This window comes from Streptomyces malachitofuscus, assembly GCF_055571035.1.
This window is the reverse complement of sequence record NZ_JBVIGA010000008.1, coordinates 1-16,248: the sequence shown is the minus strand read 5'-3', so window position 1 is coordinate 16,248 and position 16,248 is coordinate 1. Positions and strand designations below refer to the sequence as shown.

At 70.6% G+C, this 16,248-nt stretch carries 12 protein-coding genes; 9 read left to right on the top strand and 3 right to left on the bottom strand.

Annotated elements, in window-relative coordinates; all coding sequences use genetic code 11:
* Window positions 1-27 precede the first annotated feature (27 nt).
* On the bottom strand, window positions 28-3,993 hold the full coding sequence (gene eccCa / locus ACZ44S_RS13625) for a type VII secretion protein EccCa (protein WP_466928132.1): 3,966 nt from the start codon (window positions 3,991-3,993) through the stop codon (window positions 28-30).
* Window positions 3,994-4,156: 163 nt separating this feature from the next.
* On the opposite strand from eccCa, the gene eccD reads away from it, so the two are divergent.
* The 6 genes from eccD to ACZ44S_RS13595 all read left to right on the top strand — a co-directional run bounded on the left by eccD (window position 4,157) and on the right by ACZ44S_RS13595 (window position 11,309).
* Window positions 4,157-5,626: a type VII secretion integral membrane protein EccD gene (eccD, locus tag ACZ44S_RS13620; protein ID WP_466928130.1), complete on the top strand. Its 1,470-nt coding sequence runs from the start codon at window positions 4,157-4,159 to the stop codon at window positions 5,624-5,626.
* 201 nt (window positions 5,627-5,827) lie between these two features.
* Window positions 5,828-6,115, top strand: a complete 288-nt coding sequence (gene rpsO / locus ACZ44S_RS13615) for a 30S ribosomal protein S15 (protein WP_043504552.1) — start codon at window positions 5,828-5,830, stop codon at window positions 6,113-6,115.
* A 363-nt stretch (window positions 6,116-6,478) separates the two neighbouring features.
* Window positions 6,479-8,698 (top strand): polyribonucleotide nucleotidyltransferase, encoded by a 2,220-nt coding sequence (locus ACZ44S_RS13610; RefSeq protein WP_466928128.1) that lies wholly within the window; start codon window positions 6,479-6,481, stop codon window positions 8,696-8,698.
* Entirely contained in the window at window positions 8,695-10,074 is a 1,380-nt protein-coding gene (locus ACZ44S_RS13605) for a M16 family metallopeptidase (RefSeq protein ID WP_466928126.1), read from the top strand. The genes ACZ44S_RS13610 and ACZ44S_RS13605 overlap by 4 nt, the downstream gene beginning before the upstream one ends.
* 25 nt (window positions 10,075-10,099) lie before the next feature.
* Window positions 10,100-10,852 carry a 4-hydroxy-tetrahydrodipicolinate reductase gene (gene dapB, locus ACZ44S_RS13600; protein ID WP_466928124.1) on the top strand — a complete coding sequence of 251 codons (753 nt, stop codon included), beginning with the start codon at window positions 10,100-10,102 and terminating at the stop codon, window positions 10,850-10,852.
* Window positions 10,853-10,865: 13 nt separating this feature from the next.
* Window positions 10,866-11,309: a hypothetical protein gene (locus ACZ44S_RS13595; protein WP_466928121.1), complete on the top strand. Its 444-nt coding sequence runs from the start codon at window positions 10,866-10,868 to the stop codon at window positions 11,307-11,309.
* 22 nt (window positions 11,310-11,331) lie between these two features.
* Here ACZ44S_RS13595 and ACZ44S_RS13590 read toward each other — a convergent pair whose 3' ends face one another.
* Both ACZ44S_RS13590 and ACZ44S_RS13585 read right to left on the bottom strand, forming a co-directional pair.
* Complete coding sequence (locus tag ACZ44S_RS13590) at window positions 11,332-11,886, bottom strand: hypothetical protein (RefSeq protein WP_466928117.1); 555 nt, start codon at window positions 11,884-11,886, stop codon at window positions 11,332-11,334.
* A 114-nt stretch (window positions 11,887-12,000) separates the two neighbouring features.
* Window positions 12,001-12,240 (bottom strand): hypothetical protein, encoded by a 240-nt coding sequence (locus tag ACZ44S_RS13585; protein WP_466928114.1) that lies wholly within the window; start codon window positions 12,238-12,240, stop codon window positions 12,001-12,003.
* A gap of 159 nt (window positions 12,241-12,399) precedes the next feature.
* On the opposite strand from ACZ44S_RS13585, the gene thyX reads away from it, so the two are divergent.
* The 3 genes from thyX to ACZ44S_RS13570 all read left to right on the top strand — a co-directional run bounded on the left by thyX (window position 12,400) and on the right by ACZ44S_RS13570 (window position 16,118).
* Window positions 12,400-13,167 carry an FAD-dependent thymidylate synthase gene (thyX, locus tag ACZ44S_RS13580; RefSeq protein WP_466928111.1) on the top strand — a complete coding sequence of 256 codons (768 nt, stop codon included), beginning with the start codon at window positions 12,400-12,402 and terminating at the stop codon, window positions 13,165-13,167.
* Between the two features lie 211 nt (window positions 13,168-13,378).
* Entirely contained in the window at window positions 13,379-14,281 is a 903-nt protein-coding gene (dapA, locus tag ACZ44S_RS13575; protein WP_466928109.1) for a 4-hydroxy-tetrahydrodipicolinate synthase, read from the top strand.
* 151 nt (window positions 14,282-14,432) lie between these two features.
* Window positions 14,433-16,118 carry a ribonuclease J gene (locus ACZ44S_RS13570; RefSeq protein WP_466928106.1) on the top strand — a complete coding sequence of 562 codons (1,686 nt, stop codon included), beginning with the start codon at window positions 14,433-14,435 and terminating at the stop codon, window positions 16,116-16,118.
* Window positions 16,119-16,248 lie beyond the last annotated feature (130 nt).

Here is a 16,248-nt window from a genome sequence, read left to right as displayed (position 1 = left end):
GTTGTCCCCCGGTTCCCGTCGATCACCCTAATGCCGTTGCGGAAGCAAGCCCACCTGAATCAGCGGCGCACCGCGCTTTCGTGACACGAACACGCCACGCCCCGGAGGCATGGGCCGGGCCCGCACGCTGCCCAGGATGTCGCCCTCGCTGGGGTCGCCCGACAGGACCAGGCCCTGGGCGCCCAGTTCCTTCAGGCGCTGCATGAACGTTTCGAACATCGCGCGGGACGCTCCCGCGGAGTTCCGCGCGATGACGAACTTCACACCCACGTCCCGGGCGAAGGGCAGGTGCTCCACCAGCTGGGACAGCGGGTTGCCGGAGTTGGTGGCGACCAGTTCGTGGTCGTCGACGATGATGAACAGCTGCGGGCCGCTCCACCAGCTGCGATCGCGCAGCTGCTGCGGCGTGATGTCCGGCTTGGGTGCCCGCTTCTCCATGAACTGCCGTACGGCGTCCATGTGCACCTGCATCGCCGACGCCATCGGGGCGTACTCCAGCAGATGGCTCTCCGGCACCGCCTCCAGCATGGTGCGCCGGTAGTCACCGACCACGATGCGTGCCTCGGCGGGGGTGTAGCGCTCGGCGATCTGCTTGGCGATCAGGCGCAGCAGGTTGGTCTTGCCGGACTCGCTCTCGCCGAAGACGAGGAAGAAGGGGTCGGTGTCGAAGTCGATGAACACCGGCTCCAGGTTGGCCTCGTCGATGCCGATCGCGATGCCGTGCTGCGGGAATTCGAAGCCCTTGGGCAACTGGTCGGCGGGCAGCTTGCGGGGGAGCAGCCGCACGGTCGGGGCCGGCGGGCCCTGCCAGTTGTCCTTGACCGTCCGGACCAGCTGGGCGGTGGCGTCGGACAGGTCCTCCGCCGTGGAGGCCGAGTCGATCCGCGGCAGCGCCGTCATGAAGTGCAGCTTGGCGGGAACCTGGCCACGGCCCGGCACCCCGGTCGGCACGTTCAGCGCGACCTTCCGGTCGAACTCGGAGTCCATGGCGTCGCCGAGGCGCAGCTCCAGGCGCCCGAGGATCTGGTCCTTGAGGACCGCGCGCACCTCCATGTAGCGGGAGGCGGACAGGATGACGTGGACGCCGTGGCCCAGACCCCGCGCGGCGATGTCGTTGACGATGCCCTCGAGGCCCTCGTAGTCGTTGCGGAAGTTGCCCCAGCCGTCGATGACGAGGAAGACGTCGCCCCACGGCTCGCCGGGCAGGTCACCCGCCGCGCGGCGTCGGCGGTAGGTGGCGACCGAGTCGATGCCGTGGGCGCGGAAGAACTGCTCCCGGCGGTTGAGGACACCGGCGACCTCGGCGACCGTACGCCGTACCCGCTCGGGGTCGAGTCGCGAGGCGACACCGCCCACGTGCGGCAGATCCGCCACCGCGGACAGGCCGCCACCGCCGAAGTCCAGTCCGTAGAACTGCACCTCGTGCGGGGTGTGCGTGAGCGCGAAGGAGGCGATCAGGGTGCGCAGCAGCGTCGATTTGCCCGACTGGGGGCCGCCGACCACCAGCATGTGGCCGGCCGCGGCGGAGAAGTCCTGGTAGAGGATCTCCCGCTTCTGCTCGAACGGCTTGTCGATCAGACCGAGCGGGACGGTCAGGCTGCCCGGCACGGGGTAGTCCGCCGGATGCACGCCCCGCTCGGCCGAGACGGTCAGGGCGGGCAGCAGCTCGTCCAGCGACGGGGCCCGGTCCAGCGGCGGCAGCCACACCTGGTGTGCGGGCACACCCTGCCCCTCCAGCCGCTGCACGACGACGTCCAGGACGGTGTCGGCCAGCGCGTCGTCCTCCTGCCGCCGGTCGGGCGCAGGGGTCCGCTCCGGGTCCGGCGCCGCGTACGTCACCGGAACCGGGGCCGCGGTGAACAGCGCGGGCCGGCGCTCGACGGGCAACCTGCTCCCGCGTCCTGCGTCCGGGTCGCCCGCGCGGTACGCCCCCGACACGTACGCCGCCTTGAACCGCACCATCTCGTCCGTGCCGCACTTCAGATACCCGGAACCGGGAACGGACGGCAGATGGTAGGCGTCCGGCACGCCGATCGCGGCGCGGGACTCGGCGGCCGAGAAGGTGCGCAGGCCGATGCGGTACGACAGATAGGTGTCGAGGCCGCGCAGCCTGCCCTCCTCCAGCCGCTGCGAGGCCAGCAGCAGGTGTACACCCAGGGAACGGCCGATACGGCCGATCTGGATGAACATGTCGATGAAGTCGGGTTTGGCGGTGAGGAGTTCGCTGAACTCGTCGATCACGATCACGAGGGAGGCCAGCGGCTCCAGCGGGGCGCCGGCCGCGCGCGCCTTCTCGTAGTCGTGGATGTTGGCGTAGTTGCCCGCCGCGCGCAGCAGCTCCTGACGGCGCTGGAGTTCGCCGCGGATCGCGTCGCCCATGCGGTCGACGAGGGTCAGGTCGTCGGCGAGGTTGGTGATCACGGCGGCGACGTGCGGCATCCGGGACATGCCCGCGAAAGTGGCGCCGCCCTTGAAGTCCGCCAGGACGAAGTTGAGGGTCTCCGAGGAGTGGGTGACCGCGAGGCCGAGCACCAGGGTGCGCAACAGCTCCGACTTCCCGGAGCCGGTCGCGCCGACGCACAGGCCGTGCGGGCCCATGCCGTCCTGCGCGGCCTCCTTGAGGTCGAGCATCACGGGCCGGCCGTCCTCGCCGACGCCGATCGGCACCCGCAGGCGCTCCGGCGTCGACCTCGGCCGCCAGGTCCGGGCCACGTCCACGGTCGCCGCGTCCCCCAGCCCCAGCAGCTCGGTGAAGTCCAGGTTGGCGAGCAGCGGTTCGTCGTCGTCCCCGCCGCCCAGGCGCAGCGGCGCCAGCTGCCGCGCGAGTGCCTCGGCGGCGGGCAGGGACAGCCCGTCGGGTTCGCCCTCGTACGCGATCCCGGCTCCCGAGTCGAGCCACAGCCGCTCCGGGCGCACGACGACCGACAGGTCCCCGCGGGGCTGGTCCAGCTCACCGGGGACGACTTCGACGATCGTCACGCCCTGCAGACCTTCCGCGGCGGCGAAGGCCGAGGTCGGGGGGACCATGCCGCCGTCGAGGACGATCAGGAGGTGCGGCTGGTCCAGCAGCGGCCGGCCCTCCCGGCTGAACCGGGGGCGGCCGTCCAGCCGGTCCGCGAGCAGCTGTTCCAGTTCGCCGAGGTCGTCCCCGAAGAGGCGACGGGTGCCGGCCCCGTCGAACGAACCCGGTGCCTGGCAGTGCGGAAGCCACTTCGTCCAGTCCCACCGGTCCACCGTGCCCGGCGCCGTCACGACGGCGAGCACGAGGTCTTCCGGGGAGTGCAGCGTGGCGGCCTGCGCGACCAGCGCACGGGCGGTCGCCCGGGCGTGGTCGGGATCGCCGGAGACCGTCACGTGGTAGAAGGCGCGCAGCGACACCGCGACCGGCAGGCCGTCCAACTGGCCGTGCACGGACAGGAATCGCTGCATGGCGCCCGCGCACAGTGGCTCCAGCTCGTCCACCGGCGCGGTCTGCGGAGCGGTCAGCGGTGTCGCCAGCTGCTGCGGGCCGAGACCGAGCCTCACCTGCCCGAAGTCGGCGTCCCCCACGCGTCGTTCCCACACCCGGCTGCCCTCGGCGACCACCGCCCAGAGCTGCTCGGGAGCGGGGTGCAGATACAGCTGCGCGTCGCGCTGGCGGCGGGCCGTCCCGCGGACCTTGCGGCGGGTCTGTGCGAGATAGCGGAGGTAGTCGCGCCGCACATCGGCCATTTGCCCCTGTGTACCGCGGCGGTGGCGGACGATCTGGGCGATCACCATCGCCGCCGTCGACACCAGCATCACCACGCCCATGATCCGCATGAACGGATGGGCGTTGGGGGAGGCGAAGTAGAACACCACCGACGAGCCCATGCCGAGCGTCGGCAGCACCTGCATCAGCATGCCCTCCTGCTGCCCGCGCGGCAGTTCGGGAGGAGTCTCCAGGTGCAGCTCGTCCGAGGGCACTTCGGGCGGCAGGGTACGCGGTGGGCGCTTGATGACGATCTGGCTCACCGAGGCATCAATCCCCCTGTGCGGACAATCGGTTGCACACCGCACCCCCGTGGTGACGGTCGTCCTCCGCACTCAGGGGATCCTACGTGCCACCACCGACGGTGCCTGTCGGTAGGGTTGCGCCCCGCAGCGTACGCATCCGCGAAGCAGGGGGGCAGTGAAGGTGAGTACGACCACGGCGACGGGGTTCTGCCGGATCACGGTGGTGGCGCCCGACAGCCGTATCGACGTGGCGCTCCCGGTCGACATCCCCGTGGCCGATGTCTACCCGGAGATCCTTCGGCTGACCGGCCAGACCCAGCGGACGGGCGCTCCGACGGGGTATCACCTGGTGCGGCGGGACGGCAGGGTCCTGGACGGGGCCCGCACGCTCGCCGACGAGCGGATCCTCGACGGGGACGTCCTCAGCCTGCGGCCCTTCGCCCAGTCGCTGCCGCCCGCCGTCCACGACGACGTGCCCGACGCGGTCGCCTCCGCCGTGGTCCGCGACCGGCACCTGTGGAGCGACGGCCTGCTGCGCGCCGCGGGGCTGACCGGAGGCGCCCTGCTCCTGCTGCTGCTCGCGTTCGTCCTGTGGTCCGCCGACCCCGTGCGGCACGACATGCACGGCCTGCCCGGCGTCATCGCGGGCGGGCTCGGCCTGCTGCTCACCGCCTTCGCGGGCGTCCGCGCCCGGGTCTACGACGACCGGGCCTCGGCGGTCTCCCTGGGCCTGGGCGCCCTGCCGCTGCTCCTCGTCGCCGGGTCCGGGATCATCGCCGCCCCGGACGGACAGGGGCCGGGCAGGCTGCAGTTCCTGCTGGGCTGCGCGGCCGTACTGGTGGCGTCGGTGGTCCTGCTCGCGCTCGCCCCCGGATCGGACGCGCCCTTCGTGGCCGCCACGTTCGTCGCGGCCGTGGGAACCCTGGCCACGTTCGGCGTCATCGTCTCCGAGGCCTCCGCGAGCGATGCCGCCGCCGTGTGCGCGCCCGTCGCGATCGGTCTGGTCGCGTTCCTGCCCGGCCTGTCCGCACGCTTCGCGCGGCTGCCCATCGGCTACGCCGCGCCGCGCTCCGCGCTCGACGACGAGTTCGACCCCGACCCGTCCCAGACGCCGGACGCCGAGGCGCTCGACGCCGAGCGCATCGCCGCCCAGGCGCGGCGTGGCCACGAACTGCTGCTGGGCCTGGTGGGCGGAACGTCGGCCGTCGTCGTGGCGTCCGCTGCGGTCCTCGGCTTCTCGGACAACGTGTGGGGCCGGCTGCTGGCGCTCGCCGCCGGCGTGTCGATGCTGATCCGCGCCCGTCTGTTCCGCTACACCTCCCAGGTGACCTGCGCCCTCGTCGCCGGCATCGGCTCCGTCGCCGTTCTGCTGCTGGGAATGGTGCTGAATCCGCCGGCCGAGGCCCTGACCGAGTTCGTGCTGCACGGCGACCGGGGAACACTCGACCTGCGTACGATCTGGCTGTCGGCGGCCGTCACGGCCGGGGCCGTGCTGATCACCGCCATCGGACTGGTCGTCCCCCGCAAGGGGCTCTCGCCCTTCTGGGGCCGCTTCCTCGACCTCACCGAGTCGGCCGTCCTGCTCACCCTCGTGCCGTTGTGCCTGGCGGCGCTGGGCGTCCTCACCGCCGTACGCGCCATGACGGGCTGAGCGGCGCGGTGCCCGGCGGGCGAAGAGACCGGGCCGATGCCCTGGTACCCTGGCTGACGGCCGTTTGTGTACGCACCCCCGGAGCGAGCTCTCGCCCTGGAGGCCGCGCCCAGCGGATCCCCGCCTTCCGAGTCATGGAAGACCCCCCGAGACGCAGACCGGGGGCACTCGGTGGCCATTCACAGACCATGAGGAGTACGCGTGTCGCTCGACGCCGCAGTGAAGAAGCAGATCATCTCCGAGTTCGGTACCAAGGAGGGTGACACCGGCTCCCCCGAGGTCCAGGTCGCCCTGCTGTCCCGTCGGATCTCCGACCTGACGGAGCACCTCAAGACCCACAAGCACGACCACCACTCCCGTCGTGGTCTGCTGATCCTGGTCGGTCAGCGCCGCCGGCTGCTGCAGTACCTCGCCAAGAAGGACATCCAGCGCTTCCGTACGCTGGTCGACCGCCTCGGCATCCGCCGTGGTGCGGCGGGCGCCAAGTAGGACGCCGTGAAGGGAGCGGTTCCCTGGGACAAGGGGGCCGCTCCCTTTGCTGTACGTGCGGACTGTCACCACGCCTTTGTAGTGTGGTAACACAACGCAAGAGACACGACTCAGTGTGATGACCCGGACCGCATCGGGTATGCGGCCCCAAGGGCACCACCGACCGACGTTCATCGGACGTCACGACGCACGAGGAGGAGCGCACCTCGCCGCCGCCGGTCCTCGGTAGTGGCCCCCGGGAGAGTGAACCCCGGGTGCTTCGATCGAAGACCGGCCCGCACCAGTGGAGCGCTTCTCCGCCACCGTCCCCCCGCCACACGGGCGAGGAGGGACAAAAGACGACAAGTAACGGAGAAAACGCTAGTGGAGAACGAGACCCACTACGCCGAGGCCGTCATCGACAACGGCTCCTTCGGCACCCGCACCATCCGCTTCGAGACGGGCCGCCTGGCCCGTCAGGCCGCCGGCTCCGCCGTGGCCTACCTGGACGACGACACGATGGTGCTGTCGGCCACCACCGCCTCCAAGAACCCCAAGGACCAGCTCGACTTCTTCCCCCTCACGGTGGACGTCGAGGAGCGGATGTACGCCGCCGGCCGGATCCCCGGCTCCTTCTTCCGCCGTGAGGGCCGGCCCTCCGAGGACGCCATCCTCACCTGCCGCCTCATCGACCGCCCGCTGCGCCCGTCCTTCAAGAAGGGCCTGCGCAACGAGATCCAGGTCGTCGCCACGATCATGGCGCTCAACCCCGACCACCTGTACGACGTCGTGGCGATCAACGCCGCCTCCGCGTCCACGCAGCTGGCCGGTCTGCCCTTCTCCGGCCCGATCGGCGGCGTCCGCGTCGCGCTGATCCGCGGCCAGTGGGTGGCCTTCCCGACGCACACCGAGCTCGAGGACGCCGTCTTCGACATGGTCGTCGCGGGCCGCACCCTGGAGGACGGCGACGTCGCGATCATGATGGTCGAGGCCGAGGCCACCGAGAAGACCATCAAGCTGGTCGAGGGCGGCGCCGAGGCGCCGACCGAGGAGGTCGTCGCCGCCGGTCTGGACGCCGCGAAGCCCTTCATCAAGGTGCTCTGCCGGGCCCAGGCCGACCTCGCCGCCAAGGCCGCCAAGCCGACCGGCGAGTTCCCGATCTTCCTGGACTACCAGGACGACGTCCTCGAGGCGCTCACCGGCGCCGTCAAGCCCGAGCTGGCCCAGGCGCTCACCATCGCCGGCAAGCAGGAGCGCGAGGCCGAGCTGGACCGCGTCAAGGCGCTCGCCGCCGAGAAGCTCCTGCCGGAGTTCGAGGGCCGCGAGAAGGAGATCTCCGCCGCGTACCGCTCGCTGACCAAGTCCCTGGTCCGTGAGCGCGTCATCAAGGAGAAGAAGCGCATCGACGGCCGCGGTGTCACCGACATCCGCACCCTGGCCGCCGAGGTCGAGGCCATCCCGCGGGTGCACGGCTCGGCGCTGTTCGAGCGTGGCGAGACCCAGATCCTGGGCGTCACCACCCTCAACATGCTCCGTATGGAGCAGCAGCTGGACACCCTCTCCCCGGTGACCCGCAAGCGCTACATGCACAACTACAACTTCCCGCCGTACTCCACCGGTGAGACCGGCCGCGTCGGCTCCCCGAAGCGCCGCGAGATCGGCCACGGCGCCCTCGCCGAGCGCGCGCTCGTGCCGGTGCTGCCGGCACGCGAGGAGTTCCCCTACGCGATCCGTCAGGTGTCCGAGGCCCTCGGCTCCAACGGTTCGACGTCCATGGGCTCCGTGTGCGCCTCCACCATGTCGCTGCTGAACGCCGGTGTGCCGCTCAAGGCCCCGGTCGCCGGTATCGCCATGGGCCTGATCTCCCAGGAGATCGAGGGCGAGACGCACTACGTCACCCTCACCGACATCCTCGGTGCGGAGGACGCCTTCGGCGACATGGACTTCAAGGTCGCCGGCACCAAGGAGTTCGTGACCGCCCTCCAGCTCGACACCAAGCTGGACGGCATCCCGGCCTCCGTCCTGGCCGCCGCCCTCAAGCAGGCCCGTGACGCCCGCCTCCACATCCTCGACGTGATGATGGAAGCGATCGACACGCCGGACGAGATGTCCCCGAACGCGCCGCGGATCATCACCGTGAAGATCCCCGTCGACAAGATCGGCGAGGTCATCGGCCCCAAGGGCAAGATGATCAACCAGATCCAGGAGGACACCGGCGCCGAGATCACGATCGAGGACGACGGCACGATCTACATCGGTGCCGCCGACGGCCCCTCCGCCGAGGCCGCCCGCACCACGATCAACGGCATCGCCAACCCGACGATGCCCGAGGTCGGCGAGCGCTACCTGGGTACGGTCGTCAAGACGACCACGTTCGGCGCGTTCGTCTCCCTGCTCCCCGGCAAGGACGGTCTGCTGCACATCTCGCAGATCCGCAAGCTGGCCGGCGGCAAGCGCGTGGAGAACGTCGAGGACGTCCTCGGCGTGGGCCAGAAGGTCCAGGTCGAGATCGCCGAGATCGACTCCCGCGGCAAGCTCTCCCTGATCCCCGTGATCGAGGGCGAAGAGGGCGACGAGACCAAGAAGGACGACGCCGACAAGTGACGTCCCGTAGCGCCAAGGCGACGGCCCGCACCTCCTCGGAGGCGCGGGCCGTCGCCCGTACCCAAACCCTCATCAAGGGCGAGAACGGCATCGGCACGGTTCGCAGGACCACCCTTCCCGGCGGCCTGCGCATCGTCACCGAGACCCTGCCCTCGGTCCGCTCGGCGACCTTCGGCATCTGGGCGCACGTCGGCTCCCGCGACGAGACCCCGGCACTGAACGGCGCCACCCACTACCTGGAGCACCTGCTCTTCAAAGGCACCGAACGCCGGTCCGCCCTGGACATCTCCTCCGCCCTCGACGCCGTCGGCGGCGAGATGAACGCGTTCACGGCCAAGGAGTACACGTGCTATTACGCGCGCGTGCTCGACACCGACCTGCCGCTCGCCATCGACGTGGTCTGCGACATGCTCACCGGCTCGGTGATCCGCCAGGAGGACGTCGACGTCGAGCGCGGCGCCATCCTCGAAGAGATCGCCATGACCGAGGACGACCCGGGCGACTGCGTGCACGACCTGTTCGCGCACACCATGTTCGGCGACAATCCCCTCGGCCGCCCGGTCCTCGGCACGGTCGACACGGTCAACGCCCTCACCGCCGACCGCATCCGCCGCTTCTACAAGAAGCACTACGACCCGACCCACCTCGTGGTCGCCTGCGCCGGCAACGTCGACCACCACAAGGTCGTACGCCAGGTCCGCGCCGCCTTCGAGAAGGCCGGCGCGCTCAAGGACCCCGCCGCGGAGCCGATCGCCCCGCGCGGCGGAACGCGCGCCCTGCGCACCGCCGGCCGCGTCGAGCTCATCGGCCGGAAGACCGAACAGGCGCACATCGTCCTCGGCATGCCGGGACTGGCCCGCACCGACGAGCGCCGCTGGGCCCTCGGCGTGCTGAACACCGCCCTCGGCGGCGGCATGTCGTCCCGCCTGTTCCAGGAGGTCCGGGAGAAGCGCGGCCTGGCCTACAGCGTGTACTCGTACACCTCGGGCTTCGCCGACTGCGGCCTGTTCGGCGTGTACGCGGGCTGCAGGCCCTCACAGGTGCACGACGTGCTGAAGATCTGCCGTGACGAACTCGACCAGGTCGCCGAGCACGGACTGCCCGACGACGAGATCGAGCGCGCCGTCGGCCAGCTGAGGGGCTCCACGGTCCTCGGCCTGGAGGACACCGGCGCGCTGATGAACCGCATCGGCAAGAGCGAGCTGTGCTGGGGTGAGCAGATGTCGGTCGATGACATGCTGGCCCGGATAGCCTCGGTCACCCCGGACGACGTCCGCTCGGTCGCCCGCGACATCCTGGGACGGCGGCCCTCCCTGTCGGTCATCGGCCCGCTCAAGGACAAGCAGGCCTCCCGGCTGCACGACGCCGTCGCCTGACGATCACCGTTAAGGAAGCAACGAGATGAGCAAGCTGCGCGTGGCGGTCCTCGGCGCCAAGGGCCGGATCGGTTCCGAGGCGGTACGGGCGGTCGAGGCCGCCGACGACATGGAGCTGGTGGCCGCCCTCGGCCGGGACGACAAGCTGGAGACCCTGGCCGAGCGGGGCGCCCAGGTCGCCGTGGAGCTCACCACCCCCGCCTCGGTCATGGGCAACCTCGACTTCTGCGTACGTCACAACATCCACGCCGTCGTCGGCACCACCGGCTGGACCGACGACCGCCTCGCGCAGCTCAAGGGCTGGCTCGACCAGTCCCCGGAGACGGGCGTGCTCATCGCCCCGAACTTCTCCATCGGCGCCGTGCTGACCATGAAGTTCGCTCAGATCGCCGCCCCGTACTTCGAATCCGTCGAGGTCGTCGAGCTGCACCACCCGAACAAGGTGGACGCCCCCAGCGGCACCGCCACGCGCACCGCCCAGCTCATCGCCGAGGCCCGCCGCCAGGCCGGCAGCGCCCCCGCCCCGGACGCCACCACCACGGCTCTGGACGGCGCCCGCGGCGCCGACGTCGACGGGGTCCCGGTGCACGCCATCCGGCTGCGCGGGCTCCTCGCCCACCAGGAGGTCCTGCTCGGCGGCGAGGGGGAGACCCTCACCGTCCGCCACGACTCCCTGCACCACAGCAGCTTCATGCCGGGCATTCTGCTCGGCGCCCGCCGCGTGGTGACCACTCCCGGCCTGACCTTCGGGCTGGAACACTTCCTCGACCTGAATTGAGCCCGGCAGCCCCATGCGCGCGAAGATCTCCTACGCCGTCACGGCCGCCGTCCTGGTCGTCTACTTCGTCCTGGTCGGCAGCCGGGGCGTGCTGCTCATCGAGGCCGGTACGCCGCTCACCGTCACGTTCGGTGTCGCGGTGCTGATCCTGCCGGTCATCGGCGTCTGGTTCCTGTGGAAGAACACCGAGTTCGTCCGCAACGCCAACCGGCTCGCCGCTCAGCTCGACGCCGAGGGCGGTCTGCCCGTCGACGAGCTGAAGCGCCTGCCCAGCGGACGGGTCGACCGCGACTCGGCCGACGAGGTGTTCGCCCGGCGCAAGGCCGAGACGGAGGACGCACCGGACGACTGGCGCAGCTGGTTCCGGCTCGCCGTCGCCTACCACGACGCCCGCGACACCCCGCGCGCCCGCAAGGCGATGCAGCGGGCGATCACCCTGCACAAGACCTCGTCCTGAGCGCGGGGGAGCGGGGGACCGCTCAGCCGCCCCGGTACTCGGCGGCCCACGCCTCCACGGTGTCGGCCGCCCGGTCGAAGGCCAGCTGGTCCCGCCCCAGGAAGTCCGCGTTGTGCGAGGTCAGCAGGGGCGGCAGCCCGTCCGGACGCCCGCGCCGGGCCAGGACCAGGGCCTGCCCCTGCACCGTCCGCGGCAGCCCCAGCCAGCGCACCGGCTGCTGCACCGTGCGTACAGAGACGACGTCGCCCCATACCGTCGTACGGGTACGGACGAAGCTCACGTGGCGCAGCCCCCGGGCGCTCACCCACACGCCCATGCGCAGCAGCCGCAGCGCGCAGGCGACGACGACCAGCGCGATGGCGAAGACCGTCCCGGCGGACGCGGGCGTCGCGGTCGCCGCGATGATCACCCCGGCGAACAGCACGAACGAGGCGAGCAGCAGCAGGAGCGCCGAGGCCCCCACCCGCCATGGGCCCGGACGGTACGGACGTCGCCAGCGGTCCCGGTCGTCGTACGGCAGGGCGACATCGTCCGCCGTGTCGAAGGCGCGGTCGGCCGTCAGGAAGGGCAGGGGCACGGCTGGTCCTCACTCGATCCATGCGTGGGCAGTGCCCGGTGAGGCTACCGATCTGTGTCACCGGTCACCACCCTCGGGGGTCCGGATGGCGCCGGGGCCGCGGACCGGGACGGCTCAGCGGCCGTCGGTCGCCTGTGACTGCTGTGTCTCCGCGCCGGACGGCCCGGTGGACACCGCGGGCATGCCGATGACCAGGGAACCCACGAGCCCGGCGACCAGGGTGAGCCCCAGCAACCAGCGCCCGGCCAGCTGACCGGCGGAGGGCCGCTCAGGGGGCGGCGGGACGACATTGCTGCGGAACCTCTCCGCCTCGGCGACGAAGGCGAACGGTACGGGTTCGCGCCGACCGAACATCAGGGGTGCCTCTCCCTTCGGAGGTCGAACGAATCACTGTCACCAACACAGACGAGCGGACGCCTCAAATGGTGCCCACATCAGCAAATTCCGTCACGGCAGGGCACTTCCCCCACCGTCGTCGGTGCCCCGTAGAGTGGGCGCCGCACAGCAGCCGCGATGGGAAGGACCCCCTTGACCTCCGCCGACGATCCCAAGCCCTCAACGCGCACCGACGTCACCTTGCGGAGTGACGTCACAGTCGAGCTGGTGAAGTCCAGCGCCTCGGACTCCGACGTCCTGTTCGCCGCCCGGGTCTCGACTCTGGGAGAGCAGTCCATCGAGGAGCTGCAGAAGGACCCGGAGCGCTCCAAGGGCCTGATCAACTACCTGATGCGGGATCGGCACGGCAGCCCCTTCGAGCACAACTCGATGACCTTCCTGGTCAGCGCGCCGATCTTCGTGTTCCGGGAGTTCATGCGCCACCGGGTCGGCTGGTCGTACAACGAGGAGTCCGGGCGCTACCGCGAGCTGCAGCCCGTCTTCTACGTCCCCGACGCCTCGCGCAAGCTCGTCCAGGAGGGCCGCCCGGGCAAGTACGTCTTCGTCGAGGGCACCCCGGCGCAGCACGCGACCGTCCAGGACGTGCTGAGTGACACCTACCACCAGGCGTACGAGGCCTACCAGAAGCTGCTGGCCGAGGGTGTCGCCCGCGAGGTCGCCCGCGCGGCGCTCCCCGTGGGCCTGTACTCCTCGATGTACGCCACCTGCAACGCCCGCTCGCTGATGCACTTCCTCGGACTGCGCACCCAGCACGAGCTGGCGAAGGTCCCGTCCTTCCCGCAGCGGGAGATCGAGATGGTCGGCGAGAAGATGGAGGCCGAGTGGGCCCGGCTCATGCCGCTGACCCACGCCGCTTTCAACGCCAACGGACGTGTGGCTCCGTAACGAGCTCCGTCACGCCGACGAGCACCACGTGTGCGGAGCAGCCGTACGAAGCGTCCGTATTGCGGCATTTCGCGAAGTTCATCTAGCCTGATCAAACGGGCCCGGTACTGCCTGAACCCCCGAGCAGGCAGTACCGGGCTCCCCCTTTGCCCCACCTTGTCGCCTCCCCCGAGGGAAGACCCCGACCTGAGCAACGAGTAGCGTGTAACCCATGGCTCCGACCTCCACTCCGCAGACCCCCTTCGGGCGGGTCCTCACCGCCATGGTCACGCCCTTCACGGCGGACGGCGCACTCGACCTCGACGGCGCACAGCGGCTCGCCACCCACCTGGTGGACGCAGGCAACGACGGCCTGATCATCAACGGCACCACCGGCGAGTCCCCCACCACCAGCGACGCGGAGAAATCGGACCTCGTACGGGCGATCGTGGACGCCGTCGGCGACCGCGCCCACGTCGTGGCCGGAGTCGGCACCAACGACACCCACCACAGCACCGAACTGGCACGCGCCGCAGAGCGCGCCGGCGCGCACGGTCTGCTGGTCGTCACCCCGTACTACAACAAGCCCCCGCAGGAGGGCCTCTACCGGCACTTCACGGCCGTCGCCGACGCCGCCGAGCTGCCGGTCATGCTCTACGACATCCCCGGCCGCAGCGGCGTCCCGATCAGCACGGAGACGATCGTCCGCCTCGCCGAGCACCCGCGCATCGTCGCCAACAAGGACGCCAAGGGCGACCTCGGCCGGGCCGGCTGGGCCATCGCCCGCTCCGGCCTCGCCTGGTACTCCGGCGACGACATGCTCAACCTGCCCCTGCTCTCCATCGGAGCGGTCGGCTTCGTCTCGGTCGTCGGCCACCTCGTCACCCCCGAGCTGCGCGCCCTGGTCGAGGCATACACCTCGGGCGACGTGCAGAAGGCCACCGAGATCCACCAGAAGCTGCTGCCCGTCTACACGGGCATGTTCCGCACCCAGGGCGTGATGACCACCAAGGCCGCGCTCACCCTCAAGGGCCTCCCGGCCGGCCCCCTGCGCGCCCCCATGGCCGAGTGCACGCCGGAAGAGATCGAGCAGCTCAAGATCGATCTTGCTGCAGGCGGGGTACAACTCCAGTAACCAGACTTCGCGCGCCCGCCGCGCAGATGTACTTCACAACTGAATACGCGGGACACCGGTGCCCGTATGCCACAACGACAATTGCTTCTGCACGAACGTCATGCGCGCCACGTGCCCACCGGTACGTGGCGCGTGTGGTGAGGAGAGTCTTTTGAGTCATCCGCATCCTGAACTCGGCCCGCCCCCGCCGCTCCCCGAAGGCGGCCTCAGGGTCACCCCGCTCGGCGGCCTCGGCGAGATCGGCCGCAACATGACGGTCTTCGAGTACGGAGGCCGCCTGCTGATCGTGGACTGCGGCGTCCTCTTCCCCGAGGAGGAGCAGCCCGGCATCGACCTGATCCTGCCGGACTTCTCGTCCATCCGGGACCGCCTCGACGACATCGAGGGCATCGTCCTGACCCACGGCCACGAGGACCACATCGGCGGCGTCCCCTTCCTCCTCCGCGAGAAGCCGGACATCCCGCTGATCGGCTCCAAGCTCACCCTCGCCCTCATCGAGGCGAAGCTCCAGGAGCACCGCATCCGCCCGTACACCCTGCAGGTGGCGGAGGGACAGCGCGAGCGCATCGGCCCCTTCGACTGCGAGTTCGTCGCGGTCAACCACTCCATCCCCGACGCCCTCGCCGTCGCCATCCGCACCCCCGCCGGCATGGCGGTGCACACCGGCGACTTCAAGATGGACCAGCTCCCGCTGGACAGCCGCCTCACGGACCTGCACGCGTTCGCCAGGCTCAGCGAGGAAGGCATCGACCTCCTCCTCGCCGACTCCACGAACGCCGAGGTCCCGGGCTTCGTCCCGCCCGAGCGCGACATCTCGGGCGTGCTGCGCCAGGTCTTCGCCGGCGCCCGCAAGCGGATCATCGTGGCCAGCTTCGCCAGCCACGTCCACCGCATCCAGCAGATCCTGGACGCGGCGCACGAGTACGGCCGCCGGGTCGCCTTCGTCGGCCGCTCCATGGTCCGCAACATGGGCATCGCCCGCGACCTCGGCTACCTCAAGGTTCCGCCGGGGCTGGTCGTGGACGTCAAGACCCTGGACGACCTGCCGGACAGCGAAGTCGTCCTGGTCTGCACGGGCTCCCAGGGCGAGCCGATGGCCGCCCTGTCCCGGATGGCCAACCGCGACCACCAGATCCGCATCGTCGACGGCGACACGGTGATCCTGGCGTCGTCGCTCATCCCGGGCAACGAGAACGCCGTCTACCGCGTGATCAACGGCCTCACCCGCTGGGGTGCCAACGTCGTCCACAAGGGCAACGCCAAGGTGCACGTCTCCGGCCACGCCTCGGCCGGCGAACTGCTGTACTTCTACAACATCTGCCGTCCGAAGAACCTGATGCCGGTCCATGGCGAATGGCGCCACCTGCGCGCCAACGCCGAACTGGGTGCCCTCACCGGCGTCCCGCACGACCGGATCGTCATCGCCGAGGACGGCGTGGCCGTCGACCTCGTCGAGGGCAAGGCCAAGATCTCCGGCAAGGTCCAGGCGGGCTACGTCTACGTCGACGGCCTCTCCGTCGGTGACGTCGGCGAGCCGGCGCTCAAGGACCGCAAGATCCTCGGCGACGAGGGCATCATCTCGGTCTTCGTGGTCATGGACTCGTCCACCGGCAAGATCACGGGCGGCCCCCATGTCCAGGCCCGCGGCTCCGGCATCGAGGACTCCGCCTTCGGCGAGGTGATCCCGAAGATCACGGAGGCCTTGGAGCGCTCGGCCCAGGACGGTGTGGTCGAACCCCATCAGCTGCAGCAGCTCGTCCGACGCACGCTGGGCAAATGGGTTTCCGACACCTACCGGCGTCGGCCGATGATCCTGCCCGTGGTGGTCGAGGTCTGACGGTCCGTCGGACCTCACGTACGAGCGAACCGGGAGCGGGGGGGGGGGGGGGGGGGGGGGGGGGGGGGGGGGGGGGGGGGGGGGGGGGGGGGGGGGGGGGGGGGGGGGGGGGGGGGGGGGGGGGGGGGGG

What these genes read in the sequence shown, in the direction of transcription:
- ACZ44S_RS13595 (WP_466928121.1), top strand. Translation starts at nt 10,866, where the DNA reads ATGCGCGCGAAGATCTCCTACGCCGTCACGGCCGCCGTCCTGGTCGTC.
- dapA (WP_466928109.1), top strand. Translation starts at nt 13,379, where the DNA reads ATGGCTCCGACCTCCACTCCGCAGACCCCCTTCGGGCGGGTCCTCACC.
- ACZ44S_RS13585 (WP_466928114.1), bottom strand. Translation starts at nt 12,240, where the DNA reads ATGTTCGGTCGGCGCGAACCCGTACCGTTCGCCTTCGTCGCCGAGGCG.
- thyX (WP_466928111.1), top strand. Translation starts at nt 12,400, where the DNA reads ATGGGAAGGACCCCCTTGACCTCCGCCGACGATCCCAAGCCCTCAACG.
- dapB (WP_466928124.1), top strand. Translation starts at nt 10,100, where the DNA reads ATGAGCAAGCTGCGCGTGGCGGTCCTCGGCGCCAAGGGCCGGATCGGT.